Annotated in this window: 27 protein-coding genes and 1 pseudogene; 7 read left to right on the forward strand and 21 right to left on the reverse strand. The window is 76.1% G+C overall.

Annotation, left to right across the window (positions count from 1 at the left end; translation table 11 throughout):
* Positions 1 to 101: 101 nt before the first annotated feature.
* On the forward strand, positions 102 to 911 hold the full coding sequence (locus QSK03_RS14550) for an O-methyltransferase (RefSeq protein WP_285653230.1): 810 nt from the start codon (positions 102 to 104) through the stop codon (positions 909 to 911).
* Here QSK03_RS14550 and QSK03_RS14555 read toward each other — a convergent pair.
* From QSK03_RS14555 to QSK03_RS14605, 11 genes and pseudogenes are all read right to left on the reverse strand, one after another.
* Positions 900 to 2426, reverse strand: a complete 1527-nt coding sequence (locus tag QSK03_RS14555; RefSeq protein ID WP_285653231.1) for a leucyl aminopeptidase family protein — start codon at positions 2424 to 2426, stop codon at positions 900 to 902. The genes QSK03_RS14550 and QSK03_RS14555 overlap by 12 nt on opposite strands.
* Positions 2427 to 2566: 140 nt before the next feature.
* Entirely contained in the window at positions 2567 to 2734 is a 168-nt protein-coding gene (locus QSK03_RS14560) for a DUF3117 domain-containing protein (protein ID WP_133827309.1), read from the reverse strand.
* Between the two features lie 203 nt (positions 2735 to 2937).
* Complete coding sequence (locus tag QSK03_RS14565) at positions 2938 to 3525, reverse strand: DNA-3-methyladenine glycosylase I (protein ID WP_285653235.1); 588 nt, start codon at positions 3523 to 3525, stop codon at positions 2938 to 2940.
* A gap of 13 nt (positions 3526 to 3538) precedes the next feature.
* The gene (locus QSK03_RS14570; protein WP_285653237.1) at positions 3539 to 4003 is read right to left on the reverse strand and encodes an SRPBCC family protein; all 465 of its coding nucleotides are present in this window, start codon (positions 4001 to 4003) and stop codon (positions 3539 to 3541) included.
* Between the two features lie 217 nt (positions 4004 to 4220).
* Positions 4221 to 4499: pseudogene (locus QSK03_RS14575) on the reverse strand (DivIVA domain-containing protein); the annotation flags it as partial.
* Between the two features lie 36 nt (positions 4500 to 4535).
* Positions 4536 to 5483, reverse strand: coding sequence for a glucosyl-3-phosphoglycerate synthase (locus QSK03_RS14580; protein WP_285653239.1), 948 nt, complete (start codon positions 5481 to 5483; stop codon positions 4536 to 4538).
* A 64-nt stretch (positions 5484 to 5547) separates the two neighbouring features.
* On the reverse strand, positions 5548 to 6414 hold the full coding sequence (gene folP, locus QSK03_RS14585; RefSeq protein WP_285653243.1) for a dihydropteroate synthase: 867 nt from the start codon (positions 6412 to 6414) through the stop codon (positions 5548 to 5550).
* On the reverse strand, positions 6414 to 6989 hold the full coding sequence (locus QSK03_RS14590) for an LOG family protein (protein WP_285653245.1): 576 nt from the start codon (positions 6987 to 6989) through the stop codon (positions 6414 to 6416). The genes folP and QSK03_RS14590 overlap by 1 nt, the downstream gene beginning before the upstream one ends.
* 10 nt (positions 6990 to 6999) lie before the next feature.
* On the reverse strand, positions 7000 to 7779 hold the full coding sequence (locus QSK03_RS14595) for an LOG family protein (protein WP_285653247.1): 780 nt from the start codon (positions 7777 to 7779) through the stop codon (positions 7000 to 7002).
* Positions 7780 to 7928: 149 nt separating this feature from the next.
* Entirely contained in the window at positions 7929 to 9008 is a 1080-nt protein-coding gene (gene dapE, locus QSK03_RS14600) for a succinyl-diaminopimelate desuccinylase (protein WP_285653248.1), read from the reverse strand.
* 11 nt (positions 9009 to 9019) lie between these two features.
* A complete protein-coding gene (locus QSK03_RS14605; RefSeq protein WP_285653250.1) occupies positions 9020 to 9739 on the reverse strand; it encodes a DUF1275 family protein in 720 nt (239 codons plus the stop codon).
* Between the two features lie 20 nt (positions 9740 to 9759).
* Between QSK03_RS14605 and dapD the strand changes: the two genes are divergently transcribed.
* Entirely contained in the window at positions 9760 to 10737 is a 978-nt protein-coding gene (gene dapD / locus QSK03_RS14610; RefSeq protein WP_285653252.1) for a 2,3,4,5-tetrahydropyridine-2,6-dicarboxylate N-succinyltransferase, read from the forward strand.
* Here the strand turns inward: dapD and QSK03_RS14615 are convergent.
* Positions 10734 to 11744: an NADP-dependent oxidoreductase gene (locus QSK03_RS14615; RefSeq protein ID WP_285653253.1), complete on the reverse strand. Its 1011-nt coding sequence runs from the start codon at positions 11742 to 11744 to the stop codon at positions 10734 to 10736. The genes dapD and QSK03_RS14615 overlap by 4 nt on opposite strands.
* Positions 11745 to 11826: 82 nt before the next feature.
* Here QSK03_RS14615 and QSK03_RS14620 point away from each other — a divergent pair, with 82 nt between their 5' ends.
* Positions 11827 to 12378 (forward strand): TetR/AcrR family transcriptional regulator, encoded by a 552-nt coding sequence (locus tag QSK03_RS14620; protein ID WP_285653255.1) that lies wholly within the window; start codon positions 11827 to 11829, stop codon positions 12376 to 12378.
* Positions 12379 to 12432: 54 nt separating this feature from the next.
* Here the strand turns inward: QSK03_RS14620 and QSK03_RS14625 are convergent, their stop codons facing one another.
* The 3 genes from QSK03_RS14625 to QSK03_RS14635 are packed head-to-tail and all read right to left on the reverse strand — an operon-like array spanning position 12433 to position 14913.
* Positions 12433 to 13176, reverse strand: a complete 744-nt coding sequence (locus QSK03_RS14625; RefSeq protein ID WP_285653257.1) for an SDR family NAD(P)-dependent oxidoreductase — start codon at positions 13174 to 13176, stop codon at positions 12433 to 12435.
* Between the two features lie 10 nt (positions 13177 to 13186).
* On the reverse strand, positions 13187 to 14023 hold the full coding sequence (locus QSK03_RS14630; RefSeq protein WP_285653258.1) for an alpha/beta fold hydrolase: 837 nt from the start codon (positions 14021 to 14023) through the stop codon (positions 13187 to 13189).
* Positions 14020 to 14913: an NAD-dependent epimerase/dehydratase family protein gene (locus QSK03_RS14635; protein ID WP_285653260.1), complete on the reverse strand. Its 894-nt coding sequence runs from the start codon at positions 14911 to 14913 to the stop codon at positions 14020 to 14022. The genes QSK03_RS14630 and QSK03_RS14635 overlap by 4 nt, the downstream gene beginning before the upstream one ends.
* Before the next feature lie 102 nt (positions 14914 to 15015).
* Here QSK03_RS14635 and QSK03_RS14640 point away from each other — a divergent pair, with 102 nt between their 5' ends.
* The 3 genes from QSK03_RS14640 to QSK03_RS14650 all read left to right on the forward strand — a co-directional run bounded on the left by QSK03_RS14640 (position 15016) and on the right by QSK03_RS14650 (position 17216).
* Complete coding sequence (locus tag QSK03_RS14640; protein ID WP_285653261.1) at positions 15016 to 15474, forward strand: MarR family winged helix-turn-helix transcriptional regulator; 459 nt, start codon at positions 15016 to 15018, stop codon at positions 15472 to 15474.
* 73 nt (positions 15475 to 15547) lie between these two features.
* A complete protein-coding gene (locus QSK03_RS14645; protein WP_285653262.1) occupies positions 15548 to 16030 on the forward strand; it encodes a cation:proton antiporter regulatory subunit in 483 nt (160 codons plus the stop codon).
* Positions 16031 to 16037: 7 nt separating this feature from the next.
* Complete coding sequence (locus QSK03_RS14650; protein WP_285653264.1) at positions 16038 to 17216, forward strand: cation:proton antiporter; 1179 nt, start codon at positions 16038 to 16040, stop codon at positions 17214 to 17216.
* Here QSK03_RS14650 and QSK03_RS14655 read toward each other — a convergent pair.
* The 4 genes from QSK03_RS14655 to QSK03_RS14670 form a co-directional block, all read right to left on the reverse strand.
* Positions 17185 to 18804 carry an AMP-binding protein gene (locus QSK03_RS14655; protein ID WP_285653266.1) on the reverse strand — a complete coding sequence of 540 codons (1620 nt, stop codon included), beginning with the start codon at positions 18802 to 18804 and terminating at the stop codon, positions 17185 to 17187. The two genes, QSK03_RS14650 and QSK03_RS14655, sit on opposite strands and share 32 nt — an antisense overlap.
* Positions 18805 to 18920: 116 nt before the next feature.
* Positions 18921 to 20048, reverse strand: a complete 1128-nt coding sequence (dapC, locus tag QSK03_RS14660) for a succinyldiaminopimelate transaminase (protein WP_502872172.1) — start codon at positions 20046 to 20048, stop codon at positions 18921 to 18923.
* A complete protein-coding gene (fdxA, locus tag QSK03_RS14665; protein WP_285653268.1) occupies positions 20045 to 20365 on the reverse strand; it encodes a ferredoxin in 321 nt (106 codons plus the stop codon). The genes dapC and fdxA overlap by 4 nt, the downstream gene beginning before the upstream one ends.
* Before the next feature lie 191 nt (positions 20366 to 20556).
* The gene (locus QSK03_RS14670) at positions 20557 to 21384 is read right to left on the reverse strand and encodes a hypothetical protein (RefSeq protein WP_285653271.1); all 828 of its coding nucleotides are present in this window, start codon (positions 21382 to 21384) and stop codon (positions 20557 to 20559) included.
* A gap of 84 nt (positions 21385 to 21468) precedes the next feature.
* Here QSK03_RS14670 and QSK03_RS14675 point away from each other — a divergent pair, with 84 nt between their 5' ends.
* Positions 21469 to 22980 carry a sulfatase family protein gene (locus QSK03_RS14675; protein ID WP_285653273.1) on the forward strand — a complete coding sequence of 504 codons (1512 nt, stop codon included), beginning with the start codon at positions 21469 to 21471 and terminating at the stop codon, positions 22978 to 22980.
* 1 nt (position 22981) lies between these two features.
* Here QSK03_RS14675 and QSK03_RS14680 read toward each other — a convergent pair whose 3' ends face one another.
* Both QSK03_RS14680 and mshB read right to left on the reverse strand, forming a co-directional pair.
* Entirely contained in the window at positions 22982 to 23488 is a 507-nt protein-coding gene (locus QSK03_RS14680) for a hypothetical protein (protein WP_285653275.1), read from the reverse strand.
* Positions 23485 to 24345: an N-acetyl-1-D-myo-inositol-2-amino-2-deoxy-alpha-D-glucopyranoside deacetylase gene (gene mshB / locus QSK03_RS14685; protein WP_285653277.1), complete on the reverse strand. Its 861-nt coding sequence runs from the start codon at positions 24343 to 24345 to the stop codon at positions 23485 to 23487. Before mshB ends, QSK03_RS14680 begins: the two co-directional genes overlap by 4 nt.
* Between the last annotated feature and the right edge of the window lie 38 nt (positions 24346 to 24383).

Below are 24383 nucleotides of genomic sequence, written 5' to 3' on the forward strand. Positions count from 1 at the left end.
TGCGGCGGAGATCCACCGGTGGTGGGCGCGACCCCGACCGTGTGGTCGGCGTGTCGGCGCGGCACGCCGACCGGCCCCCGTTCTCGATCTAGCCTGCTCCCATGGCGACGGGACGCCCGGGCGGGTCGGGCAGTCGAGGCGGTGGCGTGCGCGGCGCGTCGCGGCCCCTGCGGGCGGTCCGCGCCGCCGGCGCCCCGGCCGGCACGTCCGCGTCCGGCGCCGAGCCCGCCGGGGACGGGGCGCCCGGGACGGACGCTGCGGGCGCCGCCCGCGCGCGCACCCGGATCGCCGACCGCGCGGACGCGTTCCTCGCCGAGGACGAGCTGCTCACGCGCCTGCGCACGCGCTCCGCCGAGCAGGGCGTCGTGGCCGTCTCCCCGGCCACCGCCGCGGCGCTGACGTTCCTCGCGGCCTCCACCCGGGCCCGGGCCGTCGTGGAGATCGGCACCGGCCTCGGCCTGAGCACGGTGGCGCTGCTGCGCGGGATGCCCGCCGACGGCCTGCTCACGAGCATCGACCCCGACGGGTCCCGGCAGGCCCAGGCCCGGGCGGCGTGCGTCGAGGCGGGGTTCGGGCCCGGGCGCGTCCGGATGATCACGGGCTCGTCGCGCCAGGTGCTGCCGAAGCTCTCGGACGCAGGCTACGACCTCGTGCTCGTCGACGGCGTGACCACCGACTTCCCCCGCGACCTCGAGGCCGCGATGCGCCTGCTGCGCCCCGGCGGGGTCGTGGTGCTCGATGACGTCCTCTGGCAGGGCCGCATCGCCGACCCGGTGCGTCGCGAGGCGCTCGCGGGCGCCCTGCGCGAGACCGTGCGGACCGTGCGCGAGGACGAGCGCCTCGTCCCGCTGATGCTCCCCGTCGCCGAGGGCCTGCTCTGCGCGGCCCTGCGGGACGGCTCAGCTCCCTGACGACCGCCGGGCGCAGAACTCGACGAGGGTGCGCGCGGCGAAGCCGGTGGCGCCTTTGGCGACCTCCTCGTGCTGGCCGTCGCTGCGCGCGGGCCCGGCGATGTCGAGGTGGAGCCAGGGACGCCCGTCGGTGAAGCGGCGCAGGAACAGCGCCGCCGCGATGCCGCCCGGCCCGCCCGGCGCCTGGCGCACGTCGGCGATCGTGGAGTCGACGTCGGGGTCGAGGTCCGCGGACAGCGGCATCGGCCACCAGGGCTCCCCCGCGGCCGCGCCGGCGTCGACGAGCGCATCGCGCAAAGCCGGATCGCTGCCGAACACGCCGCCGGTGCGCACGCCGAGAGCGACCTTCATCGCCCCGGTGAGGGTGGCGACGTCGACGACCACGTCGGGCGCGAGCGAGTCCAGCGCGTAGGCGATCGCGTCGGCGAGCACCATCCGGCCCTCGGCGTCGGTGTTGGTGACCTCGGTGGTCGTGCCGCCGCGGTGCCGCACGACGTCGCCGGGCCGGTAGGCCGAGCCGGAGACGTGGTTCTCGGCCAGCGGCACGAGGCCGGTGACGCGGACCGGGGTGCGCAGCCGGGCCAGCGCCCGCAGCGCCGCGACGACCGCGGCGCCGCCGGAGCAGTCGGTGCGCATGTCCGCCATCCCGGCGTTCGGCTTGATCGAGATGCCGCCGGTGTCGAACGTGATGCCCTTGCCGACGAGGACGACGTGGTCGGTGCCGGCGTCGGGGGGCGACCAGGCCAGCTCGAGCAGCCGCGGCGGGCGGGACGACCCGCCGCCCACGGCGAGCACCCCGCCGAAGCCCTGCTCGCGGAGCCACGCCTCGTCGCGGATCGTGACCCCGAGCCCCTCGGCGTCCGCGACGAGGTCGGCGGCGGTGGCGGCGAACCACGCCGGCGACTTGGTGCCCGACGGCGTGTCCGCGAGGTCGCGGCCGCGGGCCGTCGCGGTGGCGAGCTCGACGGCCCGGTCGACGGCGGGCTCGACGACTTCGCGGTGCTCGGCGGGGACGTCGAGGTGCACCCGCAGGGCGGGCCGGTCGCCGGCGCGGACGAGGAAGCGGTGCGAGCCGAGCACCACACCGAGCGCGAGGGCGGCCCAGCCGTCGGCGTCGTCGGGGACGTCCTCGGGACGGTCCGGACGCAGGGCGGCGACGCGGGGAGCGGTGCCGGGGTCGGTGCCGGGGTCGGTGCCGGGATCGGTAGCGGGATCGGTAGCGGGATCGGTGCCGGGATCGGGGACCACGGCACCGGCGGGCGCGTCGCGCAGCGCACGGACCGCGGCGGCGCCTGCCGCGCGCCAGTCCGTGGCCGCGCCCGCGCCGGCACCGACGAGCCACTGGCCGGGTGCCGGTCCGGGCAGCGCAGCCACCGCGCCGGCGGAGGGCCGCCAGCCCGGTGGGGCGCCGTCGATCGCGGGGTCGGCGTCGACCCCGGGGTCGGGCTCGGCTCCGGGACCGGCGCCCGGGTCGGAGGGCTCGCCGGGCTGCTCGGGGCGGCGTCGCCACCGCATAACGGCGACGCGCTCCGGCGCGGGCTCGGTGGTGAGCGCGGCGAGCGGGGTGGGGAGCGCCGGGGCCGCGAAGGCCGCCCCGTCGACGTCGGCCGAGCCGACGGTGCGGTCCTCCGCGCCTGCGGCGGACGTCGGGGTGCTCAGCCGACCACGCCCTGCAGGGCCTCCCGCAGGTCGCCCGCCTCGTCGGCCGTCATCTCGACGACGAGGCGCCCCCCACCCTCGAGAGGCACGCGCATCACGATGCCGCGCCCCTCCTTGGTGACCTCGAGGGGACCGTCACCGGTCCGGGGCTTCATGGCCGCCATAGCGTGCTCCCTCCACGAGCTGGTCGTCTTCGTCCCCCGGAGTGCCCGTGTGGGCGGCCGGAGAGCGAGCGCCGTGTGTCAGGTGACGATTCTTCCCTATGGGCCCGACCGGCACGACACCGGAGCGATCATCCGGGCGTGTCCTCCCCGGTCAGGCCGCGTGTCGGCCCGCGGTCCCGGTGATGTCGGGCCCGCCGACGGGGTCAGCCGGCGTCGATCGCGCGGAAGCACCCGGCGACGTGGTCGTCGACCATCCCGGTCGCCTGCATCATCGCGTAGCACGTCGTCGGGCCCACGAAGCGGAAGCCGCGGGCGCGCAGCGCCTTCGCCATCGCCGTCGACTCCGGCGTCGTCGCCGGGACCTCCTCGAAGCCCGCCGGCGGCTTCTCCCGCGCGGGCGGCGCGAACGACCACAGCAGCGTGTCGAGGTCCTCCCCGCGCTCGGCGAGGCCGAGGACGGCACGCGCGTTGGCGATCGTCGCGTCGATCTTCGCGCGGTTGCGGACGATCCCGGCGTCGGCGAGCAGGCGGGCGACGTCGTCGTCACCGAACGCGGCCACGGCCTCCGGGTCGAAGTCCTCGAACGCGGCGCGGAAGGCGGGCCGCTTGCGCAGGACCACCAGCCACGAGAGGCCGGACTGGAACGCCTCGAGGCTGATCCGCTCGTAGAGCGCGTCGCGCCCGCGCAGCTCCCGTCCCCACTCGGCGTCGTGGTACTCCGCGAGCAGGTCGTTGCCAAGGCCCCAGGGGCAGCGCCCGACGCCGTCGTCGCCGACGACCGCGGCCGTCACGGGGTCACCGTGCTCATCGCGCGGCCCGCTCGCAGCGCCGGGCCAGCTCGTCCAGCGAGCGCCGCAGCCCCCAGGCGAAGGCCGGCTTCACGACGGGCCAGCCGAGCGCCCCGAGCAGGCCCAGCGGCAGGTCGAGCTGCTCGCTCCACACGAACGTCGAGCCCTCGCGCCCGTCGGCGGTGCGGCGCTCGACGACGCTGAACACGCCGCTGCCGCGCACGACCCGCCCGGTGTGCCGCACGGTCGCGCGGTGCGGCGGGTCCCAGCCGACGATCTCCATGGTGTCGGTGACGCCGAGGGGGCCGACCCCCGTGGTCGCGGCCAGCTCCGAGCCGACGCTCGTGCCGTCACCACGGGTGACCTTGACGCTCGTGCCGAGCATCCACTCGCCCTGCGACTCCCAGTCGGTGACCTCGCCCCAGACCGTCTCGACCGGGGCGTCGACGTCGACCGACAGGGTGATCTCGCGCCGTGCCATGCCCGCTGCTCCGCCTCTCGTGGTGCTCGTGGTCCGGCCGGGGCTACCGCGCCAGGCCGTCGACCCCGGACGTTCCCCGCCGCGCGTCCGCCGACGCGCCCTCGCCGCGGACGGTCGGGTCGGTGGGCGACGGGTCGGCCACGTCGGCCGACGTCGTCGTCGTGTGACCGTTGGTGTGGGCGACCGGGGCGTCGTCCTCCTCGGGGCTCTCGAGGCCCTCCATGGCGTCGACCCGCGCGCGCAGGGCCTCGACCTCCGCGGCGAGACGCTCGAGCGCCCAGTCGACCTCGCTGCACTTGTAGCCGCGCAGGGCCTGCTGGAAGCGCAGGTCGCGCACGTCGCCGCCGGTCAGGTCGCGGGCCGGTAGCCGCGTGGGGGTGGCGCCGGGGGGCATGGGGGCGAGCTCCTCGCCCCGGCCGAAGACGAAGGCCACGAGCAGGTAGACCGCGGCGGCCACGAGGCCGACCACGATGACGTACACCAGCGCGCTGCCCATGGGCCCGATCGTAGGTGGCGGAGGTGACGCCCCCTGTCAGCTCCCGCCGGCGCCCCGGTCGTGGGAGCGCAGCATCGCCAGGGGCGGGCGGTCGGCGGTGGCGACGGCCTGCTCGTCGGGGAGCCAGTCGCCGTCGACGGGGACGAACTGGGTGAGCGGGTCGCTGCCCGGGTGCCCGGGGACGCAGCGGCGCAGGACGGCGTCGAGCACCTCGGCGGCGGTCGCGCCCAGGGCGCGCAGGCTGCGGTGGCGGTGCTTGCGCACCCCGAGGTCGACCTGCGCGATCGCGTCGAGCCCGCGCTCGCGGTGGGTGTCGAGCAGCAGGCCGATCTCGACGCCGTAGCCCGCGGCGAACGGCAGCGACTCGAGCAGCTCCCGCGTCGCGGCGTACTCGCCGCCGAGCGGCTGGACGACGCCGGAGAGCTCGGGGCGCAGCGCGGCGAGGGCGGGCCGGGCGGTGAGCTCGGTGACCCGCCCGCCGCCGGTGAGCGCGGCGTCGTGGTCGGAGATCCGGAGGGGGCGGTGGTAGAAGCCCTTGACCAGCGCCACGCCGTCGACGGTGAGCAGCGGCCCGACGAGGTTCACGACGAAGTCGGGGCCGAGGTCGACGAGGTCGGAGTCGAGGAAGACGACGAGGTCGCCCGACGTCGCGGCCAGCGAGCGCCACAGTACCTCGCCCTTGCCCGGGCGCACCGGCACCTCGGGCAGCACCGCGTCGCGGGGGACGACGCGCGCGCCGGCGTCCCGGGCCCGGGCGGCGGTGGCGTCGGTGGAGCCGGAGTCGACGACGACGAGCTCGTCGACCAGGGTGCCGAGCAGCGGCCGCACCGCGGCGACCACGCCACCGACGGTCTCCTGCTCGTCGAGCGCCGGCAGCACGACCGACACCGTCCGCCCGCGCTTGGCGGCGGTCAGCTCGTCGGCGGTCCAGTCCGGGCGCGCCCAGGTCCGCCGCGCGAACCACTCCTCGGTCTCCGCCCTCACCGTTGCGCCCCCATACGTGAGCAGTTGGGGCCCCTATCGAGGCGCCAACTGCTCACACAGGGGGTCACGCGAGGGCCCGGACGGTGCGGACGGGGGCGCGGTCGCCGCGGATCGCCGAGACCATGTCGACGACGCGCCGGGTCGCCGCCACCTCGTGGGCGCGGAACATGCGCGCGCCGCCCCAGGCCGCGACGGCGGTGGCGGCGAGGGTGCCGTCGAGGCGCTCGGTGACCTCGGTGGTGCCGAGGGTCTCGCCGACGAAGTCCTTGTTCGACAGCGCCATGAGGACCGGGCGACCGAGGGCGACGAGCTCGTCGAGGCGGCGCAGCAGCTCGAGCCCGTGGAACGTGTTCTTGCCGAAGTCGTGGGTGGGGTCGACCAGGATCTTCGCGGGGTCGACGCCCGCCTGCTCGTGGGCCTTCGCCTGCCGTGAGACCTCCGCGATCACGTCGGCGACGACGTCGCGGTAGCGCACGCGGTGCGGGCGGGTGCGGGGGACGGCGCCGCCGGTGTGGGAGCACACGATGCCCACGCCGAACTCCGCCGCCACCTCGCCCAGCTCCAGGTCCACGCCCGCCCACGTGTCGTTGATGAGGTCGGCGCCCGCCGCGCAGACCTCGCGGGCCACCTCCGCCCGCCATGTGTCGACGCTGATCGCGATGTCGGGGTGCTGCGCCCGGACGGCCTCGATGGTCGGGAGCACGCGGCGCAGCTCCTCGGCGGCGTCGACGCCCGGGCCCGGGCCGGCCTTGACCCCGCCCACGTCGACGACGTCGGCGCCCTCGGCCACCGCGCGGTCGACCGCGTCGAGGGCCGCCGACGGGTCCCAGGCCGCGCCGCGGTCGTAGAACGAGTCCGGCGTGCGGTTGACGATCGCCATCACCGCGATCCGCCCGTCGGCGGGCAGCAGCGGCCGGTGATGGGTGGTCATCACCCCGATCCTGGCACGCTCCGCGCGGTGGACGCCGGGTCGAGAGCGTCGAGGGCCGCGCCGACGGTGGTGGTGCGCACCACGCCGGCCATCCCCCGGTCGGAGACGAAACCGGTGCCGCGCAGGCCGTCGAGCCAGGCGAACAGCGGGTCGTAGTGCCCCTCGGGGTCCAGCACGACGACGGGCTTGTCGTGCATCCGCAGGGCGTGCGACGTCCACGCCTCGAACAGCTCCTCGAGCGTGCCGAGACCGCCCGGCAGGGCCAGGACCGCGTCGCTGCGCACGTCCATCTCCCCCTTGCGCGTGCGCATGTCGCCGACGACGACCAGCTCGTCGGCGTCGTCGTCGGCGACCTCGTGGGCCACCAGGGCCTCGGGGATGACGCCGACCGTGCGCGCGCCGCCCTCGCGGGCGGCCCGGGCCACCGCGCCCATCATCGACACGCGCCCGCCCCCGGAGACGAGGCTCCAGCCGCGGGCGGCGATCGCTGCCCCCACCTCGCCCGCGAGGGCGATGAAGGGCTCGGGGACCGCCCCGGAGGCGCAGAAGACGCAGACGGTGTGGGGTCGCGTCACGAGACCCCCCTCATGATCCGACCGCCTCGCGGAACCCCTCCTCGACGATGGTCACCACCTCGTCGATGTCGTCGGTGAGGTGCACGAGGTCGACGTCGCGGCGGCTGATCGTGCCCGCGTCGAGCGCCGGCCCGGCGAGCCACTCGAGCAGCCCGCCCCAGTAGTCCCGCCCGAGCAGCACGACCGGGAAGCGCGTGACCTTGCCGGTCTGGACCAGCACCAGCGCCTCGAACAGCTCGTCGAGCGTCCCGAAGCCGCCGGGCAGGCACACGAACGCCTGGGCGTACTTCACGAACATCGTCTTGCGGGCGAAGAAGTAGCGGAAGCCGACGCCGAGGTCGACCCACGGGTTCAGCCCCTGTTCGAAGGGCAGCTCGATGCCGAGGCCGACCGACAGCCCGCCGGCCTCCGCGGCCCCGCGGTTGGCGGCCTCCATCGCCCCCGGCCCGCCGCCGGTGATCACGGCGTAGCCGGCGCGCGCGAGCGCACCGCCGAGGTCGACGCCCCGCTGGTACTCGGGGTGCCCCTGCGGGGTGCGCGCCGAGCCGAACACCGTCACGGCGCGGGGGATCTCCGCGAGGACGCTGAAGCCCTCGACGAACTCCGCCTGGATCCGCTGGACGCGCCAGGCGTCGGAGTGCACCCAGTCGGCCGGGCCGCGCGAGTCGAGCAGGCGCTGGTCGGTGGTGGAGCTCAGGCGGGCCGGGTCGCGGTGCTCGGGACGCCGGCGGTCGATCGTCGTGGGCCGCGGCGCGGTGGCGTCCTGACCGGCCGGGTCGTCGTGGAGCATGCGGACGAGCCTAAGGACCCCACACGAACGGGGTCCGAACGCGGGGTTGTGGGGCGGCTGCGCGTGGCGCGGCCGGACGGCTCGCGGGCCGAGTGATCGACGTACCGATACGGACGCTCAGTGTCCGTGACGGCACTTCGCTGACACGGTCAGGCGCGCGTCAGGTAGGCGCGCAGGACGTCGCACGCCTCGGAGATCGCGCCGACGGGGACCGACTCCTCGCGGGTGTGGGCGAGGTTGGGGTCGCCGGGCCCGAAGTTCAGCGCGGGGATGCCGAGGGCGGCGAAGCGGGCGACGTCGGTCCAGCCGTACTTGGCGACCGGGACCGTGCCGGTGGCCGCGACGAAGTCGGCCGCGGCGGGCGCCGACAGCCCCGGCAGCGCGGCCGGGGAGGCGTCGGTCTCGGTGAGGTCGAAGCCCGCGAACACCCCGGCCACGTAGCCGCGCGCGTCGTCGAGGGAGCGGTCGGGGGCGAAACGGAAGTTGACGGTGACCTCGCACGCGTCGGGCACGACGTTGCCCGCCACGCCGCCGGCGATCCGCACCGCCTGCAGCCCCTCGCGGTAGACGCAGCCGTCGATGTCCACCTCGCGCGCGACGTGGGCGGCCAGCCGGTCGAGCACGGGCGCGGCGGCGTGGATCGCGTTCTCGCCCAGCCACGACCGCGCCGAGTGCGCCCGCCGCCCGGTGGTGCGCACGACGACCCGCAGGGTCCCTTGGCACCCCGCCTCCACCTGGCCCGACGTCGGCTCGCCGAGCAGCGCGAGGTCGGCGTCGAGCCAGTCGCGGTGCTCGCGCTCGAGGCGCCCGAGGCCGTTGCGGGAGGCCTCGATCTCCTCGCAGTCGTAGAGCACGAGGGTCACGTCGTGCGCCGGCTCGGCGAGCGCCGCCGCGAGGTGGGTCATCACCGCCACCCCGGACTTCATGTCGCTGGTGCCGCAGCCGTAGAGCGTGCCGCCGTCGCGGCGGGACGGGACGTTGTCGGCGATCGGCACCGTGTCGAGGTGCCCGGCCAGCAGGACCCGGCGGGGACGGCCCAGCCGCGTGCGGGCGAGCAGCGCCTCCCCCGAGCGCAGCAGCTCCAGGTGCGGCGCCTGGGCGGCCAGCGCGGCCTGCACGGCGTCGGCGAGCGCCCGCTCGTCCCCCGACACGCTCGGGACGTCGACGAGCGCCGCGGTCAGCGAGACGGGGTCGGCCAGCAGGTCGAGGGTCACGGGAGGGGCGCTCACGCGGCCCGAGGTTAACCGGGGGTTCGGTCGGTTGCGCCGGGAGTCGGCGACTCACCCGGACGGGTGCCCGCCACCCGCGTGCGGTCGGGTCGTCCGAGCGTCCCCAGCGCCGCGACCAGCAGGAGCACCGCCAGCACCGGCACCGACCACCGGGCGATCCCGAGCAGCAGCGCCGCGACGGCCGCGGCGACGACGAGCGCGCCCAGCTGCCGCAGCGCCACGACCCGGCCCCGCGACCCGCCGGCGACGAGGGCCGCGAGCCCGCCGGTGAGCGTGCCCGTGAGGTAGGTCGTCGACTCCCCGAGCCGCAGCGCCGTGCTGCTCTGCCCGCCCATCGCGAGGGCGGCGGCGCCGAGCAGGACGAGGACCACGGCGCTGCGCGGCCCCGTGACGGCCCAGGCGACGGCCAGGGCGACGAGCACCCCGAGCTCGACGAGCAAGGGGGCCCCGACGGCGTGCGGCCGGCCGCGCCACGCGAACGACCAGATCGCGACACCGACCCCGAACCCCAGCACCGCGACCAGCGGCGGCCACAGCGCCGAGAGGTCACCCCGCCCGGCCGCGCCGCCGGCGGTGACGAGGTTGCCGGTGACGACCCCCGCGAACGGCCCGCCGAGGCTCGTCACCGCCCACAGGTCGACGACGCCCGCGACGGCGGCGAGCAGCGTCGACGCGGTCGCCACCCGCCCCGCTGACCTGCCGATCCCGCGCCCGGCCGCCGGTTCGCCCACGCCCGCTAGCCTGGCGGACGATGAGCACCCCCGCGCACCCGTCCCGCGCCCTCGGCGTCGGCCTGGCCACAGTGGCCACCGACGGCACCGTCCTCGACACCTGGTACCCCTTGCCCGAGCTGGCGGACGCGGGCGACGGGATGGCCGAGGAGCCGGGCACCGTGGTCGTGCCGGCCGGCGAGCTCGAGCCCTCGCTGGTCGACGCGCTGGGACCCGACGAGGCCCGCGGCGTCGAGGTCGTCGCGGTGCGCACCGTCGCCGACCTCACCGGGCCGCCCGCGTCGGCCTACGACGTCTACCTGCGCCTGCACCTGCTCTCGCACCGGCTGGTCCAGCCCCACGGCGTCGACCTGACCGGGATCTTCGGCCACCTCGCCAACGTGGTGTGGACCAACCACGGGCCGTGCCCCGTGCCCGAGTTCGAGCGGGTCCGGGCGCGGCTGCGCGGGCGGGGCCCGGTCACCGTCTACGCGGTCGACAAGTTCCCGCGCATGGTCGACTACGTGATCCCCTCGGGCGTGCGCATCGGCGACGCCGACCGGGTGCGCCTCGGCGCCCACCTCGCGAGCGGCACCACCGTGATGCACGAGGGCTTCGTCAACTTCAACGCCGGCACGCTCGGGACGTCGATGGTCGAGGGGCGGATCTCCGGCGGCGTCGTCGTCGGCGACGGCTCGGACGTCGGCGGCGGCGCGTCGATCATGGGGACGCTCTCGGGCGGCGGCAAGGAGGTCATCGCGATCGGCGAGCGCTGCCTGCTCGGCGCCAACGCCGGGATCGGGATCTCGCTCGGCGACGACTGCGTCGTCGAGGCCGGCCTCTACGTCACCGCGGGCACGCGCGTGACCCTCGACGACGGCAGCGTCGTCAAGGCCGCCGAGCTCTCCGGGCGCTCGGGCATCCTGCTGCGCCGCGACTCGGTCTCCGGCGCCGTCCACGCCCTGCCGCGCACCGAGGGCGCGAAGGTCGAGCTCAACGCCGCCCTGCACGCGAACTAGTCGACCGTCAGCACGATCTTGCCGCGCAGGTGGCCGCGCGCCGCGCGGTCGTGTGCCTTCGCGGCGTCGGCCAGCGGGTAGGTGCTGTCGATCGCGACCCGCACGGTGCCGTCGCGCAGGAGCGTCCCGAGCTGGGCGAGCTGGGTGCCGTCCGAGCGCACCTGGGCGGTCGAGGTGGTGACGCCGCGCGCGGCGACCTCCTCGGGGTCGTACTCGGCCAGGTAGACCGGGAACAGCGCCCCGCCGGGCTTCAGGGTGCGCAGCCACCGTCCACTGGCAGGGCCGCCGACCGTGTCGAGGACGAGGTCGAGGTCGTGGACGGCCTCCTCGGGCCGGGTCGTCGTGTAGTCGATGACCTCGTCGGCGCCGAGGTCGCGCAGGAACGGCGCGTGCGGGCCCGACGCGACGGCGGTGACGTGCGCGCCGCGCCACCGGGCGAGCTGCAGCGCGAGGTGGCCCACCCCGCCGGCCGCGCCGTTGACCAGCACCCGGGTCCCGGCGTGCAGCGGCACCGGGCGGTGCGGGAACGCCTGGAACGGGTTCGCCGCGTCGTGCCCGAGGGCGATGAGGAACTGCCAGGCGGTGAGGCCGGCCATCGGCGCGCCGGCCGCGTGCTCGTGGTCGAGGCCGGCGGGCGTGCGGGCGAGGTCGGCGGCGGGCGCCGCGACGTACTCGGCGTAGGCGTGGCCGTCGAGGCCGGGGAAGCGCAGCATCCCGAAGACCTCGTCGCCGATCGCCGGGTGCTCGACGTCGTCCGCGACCGCGACCACCTCGCCCGCCACGTCCGTGCCCGGGATCAGGGGCAGCTCCGGGCGGGGCATCACCTCGGGCGGCACGTCGGGGAACCCTTCGCGCACGTACCAGTCGGGCGGGTTGACCCCGACCGCGCGGACGCGCACCAGCACCTCGCCCGGCCCCGGCACCGGGATCGGCACCACGTCCTCGCGCAGCACCTCCGGACCGCCGAACCCGTGCAGCCGGACCGCTCGCATCGTGCCCGTCGCCATCGCGACCTCCCCGCGTACCGTAAGTGGAGCAGTGACCCGAATATAACCGGGGCAGTGCTCCGATTGTCAACGAGGGGGACCGGTGCGCGCCGACGCCCGCAGGAACCACGACCAGCTGCTGGTGGCCGCGCGCGCCGTTGTGGGCGAGCACGGCGCCGAGGCGTCGCTGCGGGAGGTCGCGCGGCGCGCGGGCGTCGGGCTCGGCACGCTCTACCGCCACTTCCCGACGCGCGACGCGCTGCTGGAGGGCCTGCTGCGCACCGAGTTCGACGCCCTCGCGGCCCGGGCGGCGGAGCTCGGGACCGCGGCGTCGCCCCGCGAGGCCCTCGTGACGTGGCTGCGCGAGGGCGTCGCGTGGACCGTCGAGTACCGGGGCGCGACCGAGCTGATGGTCGCGGCGATCGAGGACCCCGACTCCGCCCTGCACGCGTCCTGCGTGGCGATGCGGGCGGCGGGCACCGGGCTGCTCACCCGCGCGCAGGAGGCCGGCGCGGCACGGGCCGACCTCGACGGCACCGACCTCTTCGCCCTGATCAGCGCGATGGCGTGGCTGGGCGCCCAGCCCGCCCTCGCGCCCCGGGCCGACCACCTCCTCGACGTCGTCGTGGACGCCGTGTGCGCTCCGCGCTCGTGAGCAGTTCGGCGCGCTATCACGCGCCGAACTGCTCACGAGCGCCGCAGGCGCACCTCAGTTCCGCACCAGCCCGCCGTCGACGAAGAACGTCTGGGCGGTCACGAAGGCGGCGTCGTCCGAGGCGAGGAACGCCACGGTGCCGGTGAGGTCCTCGGGCATCCCGATCCGCTTGATCGTCTGCTCGTCGGCGACGGTCTGCATGAGCTCGTCGGGGGCGAAGGCCATGCCCGGGGTGCGGGTGGCGGTGGGCGCGACGGCGTTGACGGTGATCCCGTGCGGCGCCAGCTCCGTGGCGAGCCCGCGGGTCAGCCCGATGACGCCCATCTTCGAGGTCACGTAGTGGACGGCGTCGGGGATCTGCAGCCCGACGGAGTTCGAGCTGATGTTGACGATGCGGCCCCAGCCGTGGCGGACCATGCCGCCCATGAAGGCCTGCGTGGTCCAGAGCTGGGCGTCGAGGTTCACGGCGAGGACGTGCCGCCACGCCTCCGGGGTGATCTCGGCGAGCTTCATGAACGGGTAGATGCCGGCGTTGTTCACGAGGATGTCGGGGGTGCCGACCAGCTCCTCGATCGACGGCACGAGCGCGGCGACGGCGTCCGCGTCGGCGACGTCGACGGTGAACCCGCCGGCGGCGACGCCGGCGTCCGCGACGCCCGCGACGGTCTCGTCGGGCTGCTGGAGGTCGAGCGCCGCGACGGCGGCGCCCTCGGCCGCGAGCCGGAGCGCGAACGCGCGGCCGAGACCCCGGGCGGCGCCGGTGACGACGGCCGTGTGGCCGGAGAGGCGTGTGGACATGCGGTTCTCCTCAGGACGTGAACTCGGTGACGGCCCGGACCAGCCAGTCCGGGTCCTCCTCGGCGACGAAGTGGCCGGTGGGGGCCGTGCGGGTGGTGAGGTGCTCGGCGATCTCCGCGGGCGGGAGCCCGGCTCCCGCGCCGACGGCGAGGACCGGCATCCGCAGCGGTCGCGCCGCGAGCAGCCTGCGGTTCTCCCGGCCGTCGTCGAGCACCGCGCGGTAGTGCGCGAAGCCGCCGCGGAGCCGGTCGCGGCCCGTGTAGGAGGCGGCGTACGCGGCGAGGTCGTCCTCGTCGAAGGTGCCGGGCGCGCTCATCGCCGTGAACGTCGCGGTGACGAACTCGCGCTCGTGGCCGTCGAACAGCATCTCGGGGACCCCGGGCGCCATGAAGAACCCGAAGTGCCACATCCCGCCGCGGGCGACGTCCATGGCCTCCTCGAGCCCGAAGCCCGGCAGCAGGGCGTCCAGCAGGACGAGGGCGGACACGTCGTCGGGCCGGGACGCGGCCCAGGCGAACGCGACCATCGCGCCGATGTCGTGGCCCACGACCGTCACCGGCCCGTCGAGACCCAGGGCGTCGAGCACGCCGCGCACGTCCTCGGCCTGGTCGACCTTCGCGTAGCCGTCCTCGGGACGGTCGCTGTCGCCGGTGCCGCGCAGGTCCGGCGCCACGACCGTGAAGCGCCGCGCGAGCGCCGGCATGACCCGCCACCACGCCCGCGACGTCTGCGGCCAGCCGTGCAGGAGCACGAGGACCGGCCCGGCGCCGCCCACGGTGACGGCGAGGTTCGTGCCGTGCGTGGGGACCCGGTGGACGGTGAAGCCCGCGGGCAGGTCCGTGGTCATCGCGCCACCGCCGTCGCCAGGGCCCGCAGCCGGTCCTCGCCGACCTCGGCGAGCATGTCCGGGTGCTCCGGGCGCCAGCCCAGCTCGTCACGCGCCCGCGGCGCGGTGATCCGGCTGCTGCTGCCCATCACCAGCGCGCCGAACTCCCCCCAGACGTCCGCTGCCTCCTCGGGCGTGACGCTGCGCGCCGGCGCCCCGAGGTCGGCGGCGACCGCCGCGGCGATCGCGCGGTTCGTCAGCTCCCCGCCGGCCGCGTGGTAGAGCGCGCCGGCGGGGGCCCGGTCGACGGCGAGGGCGAGCAGGCGCGCGACGTCGTCGACGTGGACGTTCGTGTACGCGGACGCGCCCTCGCCGACAAAGGCCGCGGCGCCGGTCGCGGCGACCGAGGCGTAGGTCATCGCCACGTGGCCGTGGTCGCCCGGCCCCCAGATCAGCGGCGGTCGCAGCACGAGCCCGCCCGCCCCGCGCACCAGCGCCTCGGTCTCGACCCGGCGCGCGGCCAGCGGCTCGACCGGGAACGCGTCGTCCTCCGCCCAGGGCCCCGCGCCGGCGCCGCCCGCGGTGCGCTCGAGCATCACGCCGCTGCCCGAGAGGAACACGACCCGGGCGCCGGTCCCGATCAGCGCCGTGGCGGCGCGGTGCTCGTCGTCGGTGTCCAGCGACGCGGCCAGGACGACGGTGTCGAACCGCGACAGGGACGTCGCGGCCTCGTCGAGGCCCGCGACCACGTCACCCGGCACCGGCGTGATCCCGCGCCTCCGCAGCACCAGCGCGGCGTCGTCGCTGCGGGCCAGACCGGAGACGGCGTGGCCGGCCGCCTGCAGGCCGCGGGCCAGGCCGCCGCCCACGAACCCCGTCGCCCCGACGACGGCGATCTCCTGCGTGGTCATCGATTCCCTCCTCGGTGAAGCTTGCGCACGCAAGCATTAACTTGCGTGCGCAAGCTTCTGTTCCCGGGCGGGAGAAGAGATCGGCGCGACTACCGTGGGTCCATGGCCGAGGCGCCGCTGACCGGCGAGGAGGAGACCGTGCTGCGGGCGCTGCCGGCGGCGATCCGGGCGCTGCTGCGGCGCTGGGACGCCGACCTCGAGGCCACGCACGGCCTCTCCCACGTCGAGTACACGGTGCTGCGGCTGCTCTCGGAGTCCGACGGGCGCGCCTGCCAGCTCGCCCGGCTCGCCGAGGGCGCGCAGCAGTCGCTCAGTGCGGTCGGGCGCACCGTCGGGCGGCTCGAGGCCGACGGGCTGGTCACGCGCCGCCCGGCCGCGCGCGACGGGCGGGCGACGGAGGCCGTCCTCACCGACGCCGGCCTCGAGCGCCTCCGGGCGGCGTGGCCCGACCTGCTGGCCAGCGTGCGCCGCAGCTTCTTCGACCACCTCGGGGACGTCGACCTCGACGCCCTCGGCCGGGCCCTCACCGAGATCGCGGAGACGGCCGCTCGGCGCCCGTGAGGCGCCCCGCCCGGTATGACGATGATCGCCCCGCCCGCCGTGCATGTCCGGAACGGCCTCGTAGGGTGGCGGTGTGGACGTCGAGGTCACGCGGCTGCCGGGGATCGGCACCAAGCAGGAGTTCGACACCGCGGCGGGGCGGCGGATCGGGGTGCTGACGCATCGCGACGGGCACCGTGAGCTGCTCGTGTCCGGGCGCGACGACCCCGACGCGTGCACCGCGTCGGTGGCGCTGTCCGACGCGGAGGGCCAGGCGCTGGGCACGTTGCTGGGTGCGCCCAACCTCGTCGCCCAGCTGCAGGACCAGCAGCGCGAGGTCGAGGGCATCAGCACCGCGCAGTTCCCCGTCGGCGCGGGCTCGCCCTACGACGGGCGCACGCTGGGCGACACCGCGATGCGCACGCGCACCAGCACGTCGATCGTCGCCGTCGTGCGCGACCACGTGGTGTCGCCGTCACCGGGGCCCGAGTTCGTGTTCCGCGCGGGCGACCTCGTCGTGGTCGTCGGCACCGGCGAGGGTCTCGGGCAGGCCGCGGCGATCCTCGAGGACGGCTGAGCGGCTCGTGCACGACACCGCCCTCTCGCTGATCGAGCTGGGCGCGCTCTTCTTCGGCCTCGGCGTCCTCGGGCGCACCGCCGGGCGCCTCGGCATCTCCCCCGTGCCGCTCTACCTGCTCGGCGGGCTCGCGTTCGGCGCGGGCGGCCTCGTGCCGCTGGAGGGCATCGAGCCGTTCACCGGCGTCGCCAGCGAGGTCGGCGTCGTCCTGCTGCTCCTGCTGCTCGGGCTGGAGTACTCGGCGTCCGACCTGGTCGGCGGCCTCCGGCGCTCGTGGCTGGCCGGGATCGTCGACATGGTCCTCAACGCCGCGCCCGGGGCGGTCGCCGCGATCATCCTGGGCTGGGGACCGCTCGGGGCGCTGGCGATGGCCGGCGTGACGTGGGTGTCGTCGTCCGGGATCGTCGCGAAGCTCCTCGAGGAGCTGGGGCGGCTCGGCAACCGCGAGACCCCGGCCGTGCTCTCCGTGCTCGTCATGGAGGACCTGGCGATGGCCCTCTACCTCCCGATCACCACGGCGGCGCTCGCCGCGCTCGGGTTCGCCGCGGGGCTGCGGACCGTGGCCATCGCGGTCGGGCTGCTCGTCGTCGTGCTCGTGGTGGCGCTGCGATTCGGGAACGTGGTGTCGGCGATCGTCGAGTCGCCGAGCTCCGAGGTGTTCCTGCTGCGGGTGTTCGGGATCGCCCTGCTGGTCGCCGGCATCGCCTCCGAGCTGCAGGTCTCCGCGGGCGTCGGCGCGTTCCTGCTCGGCATCGCGATCTCCGAGGACACCGCGGAGAACGCGACGCGTGTGCTCTCGCCGTTGCGCGACCTGTTCGCCGCCGTGTTCTTCGTCGTGTTCGGGCTCAACACCGACCCGCGCCAGATCCCCGCGGTGCTGCCCGCGGCGATCGCGCTGGCCATCGTGTCGACGGCGACGAAGATCGGGGCCGGGTGGTTCGCCGCACGGCAGATCGGGGTCGGGCGTCTCGGACGGTGGCGCGCCGGGGCCGCGCTCGTCGCCCGCGGCGAGTTCTCGATCGTCATCGCCGGGCTGGCACTCACCACCGGCTCGGTCGACCCCGGCCTCGCCCCGCTGGCGACGACGTACGTGCTGCTCATGGCGGTCCTCGGCCCCGTCGCCGCACGCGTCGTGGAACCGGTGCACGCCGCCGTCACGCGTCGGTTGCGCCCGGCCCCGTCCTGAGGCGGTCCCGCAGCACGTTCTTGCGGATCTTCCCCGAGGCCGTCACGGGCATGACGTCGACGAGGTGCCAGCTCGCCGGCGTCTTGAACGCCGCCAGGTGCGCCCGGCACCACGCGTGCAGCTCCTCGCCGGTCGGTGTCGCGCCCGCGGCGGGCCGGACGAACGCCGCGACGGTCTCGCCCCAGTGCGGGTCGGGCCGGCCGACGACCGCCACCTCGGCGACCCCCGGGTGCCCCTGGAGCAGCTCCTCGATCTCGCGGGGGGAGATGTTCTCCCCACCCCGGATGATCATGTCCTTGATCCGGCCCTCGACCCGCAGGCGGCCCTGCGCATCCATGGAGGCCAGGTCGCCGGTGTGGTACCAGCCGGCGGCGTCGAGCACGGCCGCCGTCGCCTCGGGCTGGTCGTAGTAGCCCTCCATCACGAGGTAGCCCCGCGCGCACAGCTCGCCCACGTCACCGACGGGCACGGCCTCGCCGGTCACCGGGTCAGCGATCTTCACCTCGGTGTGCGGCAGCGGCGACCCGAGCGTCCCGGTCCGCACGTCCTCGGGGTCGTCGGGCGCGGTCGCGGTGACGATCGGCGACGTCTCGGTGGTCCCGAACACGATCGACATCCGCCCGCCGAGGCGCCGCTCGACCTCGCGGGCCACGTCCACGGGCACCGGGGAACCGCCGGCGAACAGGCAGCGCAGGGTCGAGGTGTCCCGGGTCTCCAGGTCGGGATGGGCGAGCATCGCGATGAGCATCGTCGGCACGCCGCCGGAGATCGTGGCCCGCTCGGTCTCGATGAGCTCCAGCTGCAACGCCGGGTCGAAGGCGGTGACGTAGACGATCGTCGCCCCGGTCGTCAGCGCGCCCAGCACGCCCATCCCGCAGCCCGCGGTGTGGAACAGCGGCATCGGCCAGACGCAGACGTCCGCGGGCCCGACGCCCATCCGCCCCAGGGTGAGCCGCGCGTTCTCGAGCATCCCGTGGTGGCGCAGCAGCACGCCCTTGGGGAACCCGGTCGTCCCGGACGTGTACTGGATCTGCACCCGGTCGTCGGGGCGCACGGCGGGCAGCGCGGCCGCGGGGTCGCCGCCGGCGACGAACACGTCGAGCTCGGCGAGGTCGACGACCTCGCGCAGGTCGGGCAGGTCGCCGCGCACCTCGGCGACGATCTCGGCCATCGGGTTGCCGCGGTGGCTCGCGACGTGGAACAGCCCGGCGCTGCGCGACCGGCGCAGGACGTACGCGAGCTCGGCGGACCGGTAGGCGGGGTTCGCCGTGACGAGCACGAGCCCGGCGAGCGCGGCGCCGTACTCGACGAGGATCCACTCCAGCGAGTTGGGCGACCACACGGCCACGTGCTCGCCGGGCCGGAAGCGCGCGAGCAGCGCCCGCGCCACCTCCTCGGCCCGCGCCAGGAGCCCGGCGTAGGTGAGGGTGCGCCGCGAGGAGGGCGCGCCCTCGACCACGGCCCGCCGGTCCGGGTCCGCCGCCGCGGCCAGGCGCAGCGCGTCGCCGATCGTCTGCTCGGGCAGCGGCACCGTCGTGTCACCGCTGCGGTGCGACGCGCCCGCGGTCCCGACACCCGCAGCAGCCATGGCGCTCCTCCGCTCGGTCCGTGGAGGGACCACGGTGCTCGACCGGAGTGACGGCTGTCACGCACCGTCGGCGCGGACCGACCGAACGGCCCATCGGAGCCGGCGGGAGCTCTCGCTCAGCCCGCGAGGCGCTGCGCGGCGGCGGCGATCCGCTCGTCGGACGCGGTGAGGGCGACGCGGACGTGCGCGGCGCCCGCGGGCCCGTAGAACTCGCCCGGCGCGACGAGGATGCCGCGCGCGGCGAGCCGGTCGACCGTGGCACGGCACGGCTCGTCGGCCGTCGCCCAGAGGTAGAGCCCCGCCTCGGAGTGCTCGATGCGCATCCCCGCGGCCTCGAGCGCCGGACGCAGGACGGCACGCCGCGCGTCGTAGCGATCGCGGGTCGCCGCGACCCCGACGTCGTCGCCCAGGGCCGCGGTCATGGCCTCCTGCACGGGGCGCGGCACGATCATCCCGGCGTGCTTGCGGACCTGCAGCAGGCCGGCCACGAGGGCAGGGTCGCCGAGCACGAGGCCGGCCCGGTACCCCGCGAGGTTCGAGATCTTCGACAGCGAGTGCACGGCGAGCAGGCCCTCGAGGTCGCCGCCGTGCACGACGGGGTCGAGCACCGAGGTCGCGACCACGCCCGGGCCGGGCAGCCCGAGGTAGCACTCGTCGGCGGCGACGACCGCGCCGAGGGCGCGCGCCTCGGCGATGCGGGCCGCGAGGGCCGCGGCGTCGAGGACGCGCCCGGTCGGGTTGGACGGCGAGTTCAGCCAGACCAGCCGGGCGTCGGCCGGCAGCGGCTCGTCGTCGCCCACGCGGACGGGACGGGCCCCGGCGAGCTGCGCGCCGACCTCGTAGGTGGGGTAGGCGAGGTCGGGGAACGCCACGACGTCGCCGTCACCGAGGCCCAGCAGCGTCGGCAGCCACGCCACCAGCTCCTTGGAGCCGACGGTGGGCAGCACGGCATCGGGGTCGAGGCCCTCGACGGCCGAGCGGCCCGCCCCGTGGCGGCGCCCCAGCGCCGCGGCCGCGGCCTCGCGCAGCGCGGGTGTGCCCCAGGTCTGCGGGTAGCCCGGGGAGTCCCAGGCCGCCCGCAGCGCTTCACCGACCGCTTCGGGCACCGGGTCGACGGGGGTGCCGACCGACAGGTCGACCACCCCGTCGGGGTGCCCCCGCGCGACGGCGGCGGCCCCGGTGAGGCTGTCCCACGGGAAGTCCGGGAGCGCCGGGAACCGCACCCCCGCCCCCGTGGTCGTCACTCGCCCTGTGGCGGCAGGCTCGGGACGGGTCCCGCGTCACGATCGACCTTGCCGACCTTGGCGGCACCGCCGGGCGACCCGAGCTCGTCGAAGAAGTCGACGTTGGCCTGGGTGTAGACCGACCACTGGTCGGGGACGTCGTCCTCGTAGTAGATGGCCTCGACCGGGCAGACCGGCTCGCACGCCCCGCAGTCGACGCACTCGTCGGGGTGGATGTACATCATCCGGCCCCCTTCGTAGATGCAGTCGACGGGGCACTCCTCGATGCAGCCCTTGTCGAGCACGTCGACACACGGTTCGGCAATCACGTACGTCACGTCTGCTCCTGCTCCTCACTCGCGTCGTCCGGCTCCCCGGACCTGGCTGTGGTGGTGTCACACGGTCACCAGGGGCGCCTGCGGCGAGTATTCCGTCCGTTGCCGCATCACGCCCGTGCGGGGGCGCCCAGATTGCCCGACACGGGCATGTCGGGCGTCACATCCCGGTCACGTCACCGGTCTCGGGCCCGTCACGATCGGCCCTGCTCCCGGGCCACCCACCGCGCCGCGGCCCGGGCGGCCCGCTTGAGGCCGGAACGCTCGCTGCGGTAGCTCGCGACCGCCCCGACCACGGGCAGGTTGGCCAGTGTGCGCCAGAAGCGGTTGCCCTGCGGGCGCCGGTCGAGCTCGGACTGCAGGCCCCACAGGGTGCTCCCCATCCGCCAGACCGCCCGGGACAGGGCCGAGAGCCGGCCCCGCTCCTCACGCTGGGTGCCGACGCTCCCGGCCAGCTCGCCGGCCTCCCGCTCGACGTCGGCGCCGTGCGGGTCGCCGTGACGGCTCGGGTCGACGTCCCGGCCGAACAGCACGGACGCGAGCAGGCGCACCTGCGCGTCGCGTCCGTCCATCCCGTGCTCGCTGGCGATCGCGCAGACCACGAGGCCCTGCGCCGCGAGCCCGAGGATGTCCGAGACCGGCAGCCGGCGGGCGAGCGCACCGCCGATGCCCGGGATCGAGGCCACCGCCGAGGTGAAGCGCCCCACCCGGGACACCCACCACTGGTCGCGCTCCCCGGGGCTCATCGCCTGCCAGCGGGGGGTCCCGGGCAGCTTCGAGGTGGCCAGGCGGTCCAGGGCCCGGGCGCGACCCGTGCGCACCGCCCGGCCGACCTTCCCGCGGCGCGATGTGGCCGGCGGCTCGGGCTCGCGGCCGTGCTCGGACAGCTCGACCGCCCGGCGCTGGGCGAGGCGCCCGAGACGGAAGGGGTCCGCGTCGCGCAGGCCGCGCAGGACCGGTCCGGTCGCGGCGACGAACGGACGCAGCACGCGGACGACGTGCTCGTCTCCGATGGCGGGCATGGCCGCACGGTTCCCGACCGTCGCCCCGCTCAACCCCGGCCGGGCTTCAGCGGGCCTTCAGACCGACCGGGCACCGTCCGCGGGGTGAACGCCTTCCCCCGCCCGGCCCTCGTGCTGGCCCTCGCGCTCGCCCTCGTCGCGGCGGCCGGCTGCGCGGGATCGCGCCGCGCCGACCCGGCCCCCGGGCCGGAGCTGCCCGGACCGGAGGTGCCGCCCGCGTCACCACCAGGGCACCCGAACGTCGTGCTCGTCCTCACCGACGACCTCGACACCAGCCTGCTGCGCTTCATGCCGCACGCGCAGCAGCTCGCGGCCCGGGGCGCGTCGTTCGCGGACTACTCGGTGAGCGACACCCTGTGCTGCCCGAGCCGGTCGTCGATCTTCACGGGGCAGTACCCGCACGACACGGGGGTGTTCACCAACACCAGCCCCGACGGCGGCTACGACGTGTTCCACTCCCGGGGTCTCGAGCAGCAGACGTTCGCGACGAGTCTGCAGGCGGCGGGCTACCGCACCGCGATGATGGGCAAGTACCTCAACGGCTACGAGCCGACCTCCGACGGTGTGCCGCAGGGCTGGAACGAATGGGACGTCGCCGGGAACGGCTACCGCGAGTACGGCTACGACCTCGACCAGAACGGGCGGGTCACGCACCACGGCGACGCGCCGCCGGACTACCTCACCGACGTCGTCTCGGCGCGCGGCCAGGACTTCGTGCGCACCCACGCCGGAGCCGGCCAGCCGTTCTTCCTCGAGATCGCGACGTTCGCGCCCCACGGTCCGTCCACGCCCGCCCCGCCGGACGTGGACGCGTTCCCGGGGCTCATCGCGCCGCGGGACCCCTCGTTCAACACCCCGGACGCCCCGGGCGCGCCGGGCTGGCTGCGCTCGCTGGCGCCGCTCGACCACCGCCAGGTCGACCGGATCGACGCGCAGTACCGCAAGCGCGCCCAGTCGGTGCAGGCCGTCGACCGCATGCTCGGGGACCTGCAGACGACGCTGGCGCAGACCGGGCAGCTGGCGAACACCGTGGTGATGTTCAGCTCCGACAACGGCTTCCACCTGGGACAGCACCAGCTCGCGGGCGGCAAGCAGACCGCGTTCGCCACCGACCTGACGGTCCCGCTGATCGCCGCCGGACCCGGCGTCGCGCCGCGCACCGTGCCCCAGCTCGCCCAGAACGTCGACCTCGCGCCCACGATCGCCGACCTCGCCCACGCGCCGGGGCTCCCCGCCGCCGACGGCCGCTCGCTCGTCCCGCTGCTGGCCGAGACCGACCCGCCCGACTGGCGCACCGCCGCCCTCGTCGAACACCACGGCCCGAACGACGACCCGTCCGACCCGGACCGCGCGACGGGCCGGAATCGCAGCAACCCGCCCTCGTACACCGCGATCGAGACGGCGGCCGGCACCTACGTCGAGTACGTCACGGGCGAGCGGGAGTACCACGACCGCGCGACCGACCCGTTCCAGCGGACCAACGCCGTCGCGGCGCTCCCGCCCGACCGCGCGGCCGCGCTGCACACCACGCTCACGGCACTCGCGGCGTGCCACGGACCGGTCGCCTGCGCGGCGGCCGGGCGGGCGCGGTCCTGAATCAGCCCTCGCCCGACGCGGCGGCGCGGGCCCGCCGGCGCCCCGTGCTCCACGACAGCACGAGGGCGCCGGGCAGGACGCCCGCGGCGAGCAGCAGGATGGCCCGCCAGTCGGCCGGGAGCACCCCGGCCCCGGCGGGGCTCCAGAGGCCAGCGACCAGCACGGTCAGCGTCCACACCGCGAGCGGGACGAGCGGGGCGCGGCTCGTCGGCGACGTCGGCAGGACGGCGTCGGCGGCGAGCACGAGCACGGGCGTCGTCAGCGCCGCGACCAGCGCGGACAGCGGCAGCGGGATCCCGGCGTCGACGGTGCGCAGCGTCAGCCACGCCATCTCGGTCCACGCCAGCAGGACGGCGTCCAGGCTGAGCACGACGAGCACGAGGACGGCGAGGACGGCGGCGCGGCGGGTGGTGGAGCGAGGGTCGCCCTCGCTGCTCCCGGCGGAGCGAGGGACGCCCTCGCTGCTCGCGCCGGCCGCGGGTGCCGCGGGCTCGTCGGAGGTGCTCACGGCGCGGGGAACAGGTCGTCGGGCGCACCGGCGGGACCCCGCAGGTGCACGAAGCACTCGAGCGGCAGCACCGGCTGGGCGAGGTCGTTCGACAGCGCGAAGGCCGGGGGCTCGCGGCCGTCGTCGTAGACGCTGATCTGCGTGGCGTGCGCGCGCAGCGCAGCGAGCTTGGCGACCCGCGCGCCGCCCAGCGCGACGCGCGTGGTGATCGTCGCGTCGGGGACGGTGGGGAGGTCGTCCACCGGCGGCACCGGCACGCCGAGCCACGCCCGGCGCCGGAGCACGGCGAGGCCGGCGTCGACGGCGTCGTGGGGTGCGGCGGTGGCGGCCACCGAGATCGCCGTGGCGTCGGGGTCGACCGCGGCGACGGCGGCGAGGGTGACCTCGTGGGCCCGGACGTGGTCGGGGTGGCCGTAGCCGCCGCGCTCGTCGTAGGTGACGACCACGCGCGGCCCGACCTCGCGGAGCACGGCCACGAGCGCCTCGACCTGCGCGTCGAACCCGTCGGGGACGGCGAAGGCGCCGGCGTCGATCGTCGCCGGCGCGGCGGCGCGGATGCCCGCGCCGGCGAGCACCATCCCCGAGTCGTGCCACCGCCCGGCGTGCCCGAGCCAGCGGTGGTCGGCGACGCCGAGTGCCGCGCAGGCCCGGGCGAGCTCGCCCTCGCGGTACTCGCCCAGCGCGTCGCCGGTGAGGTGCCGCAGCCCGGGCGGGATCACCTCGCCCTGCTCGCCGCGCGTGCACGTCACCAGCGTCGTCGGCACCCCCGCCGCGGCGGCGCGCGCCATCACCCCGCCGCACGTGATCGTCTCGTCGTCGGGGTGGGCGTGGACGAGCAGCAGGGGGCCGGTGCTCACCCGGGGCACCGTAGGCCGTCCGGTGGCATGGGGCTCCG

It is taken from the genome of Actinomycetospora sp. NBRC 106375, assembly GCF_030269665.1.
Classification (GTDB): domain Bacteria; phylum Actinomycetota; class Actinomycetes; order Mycobacteriales; family Pseudonocardiaceae; genus Actinomycetospora.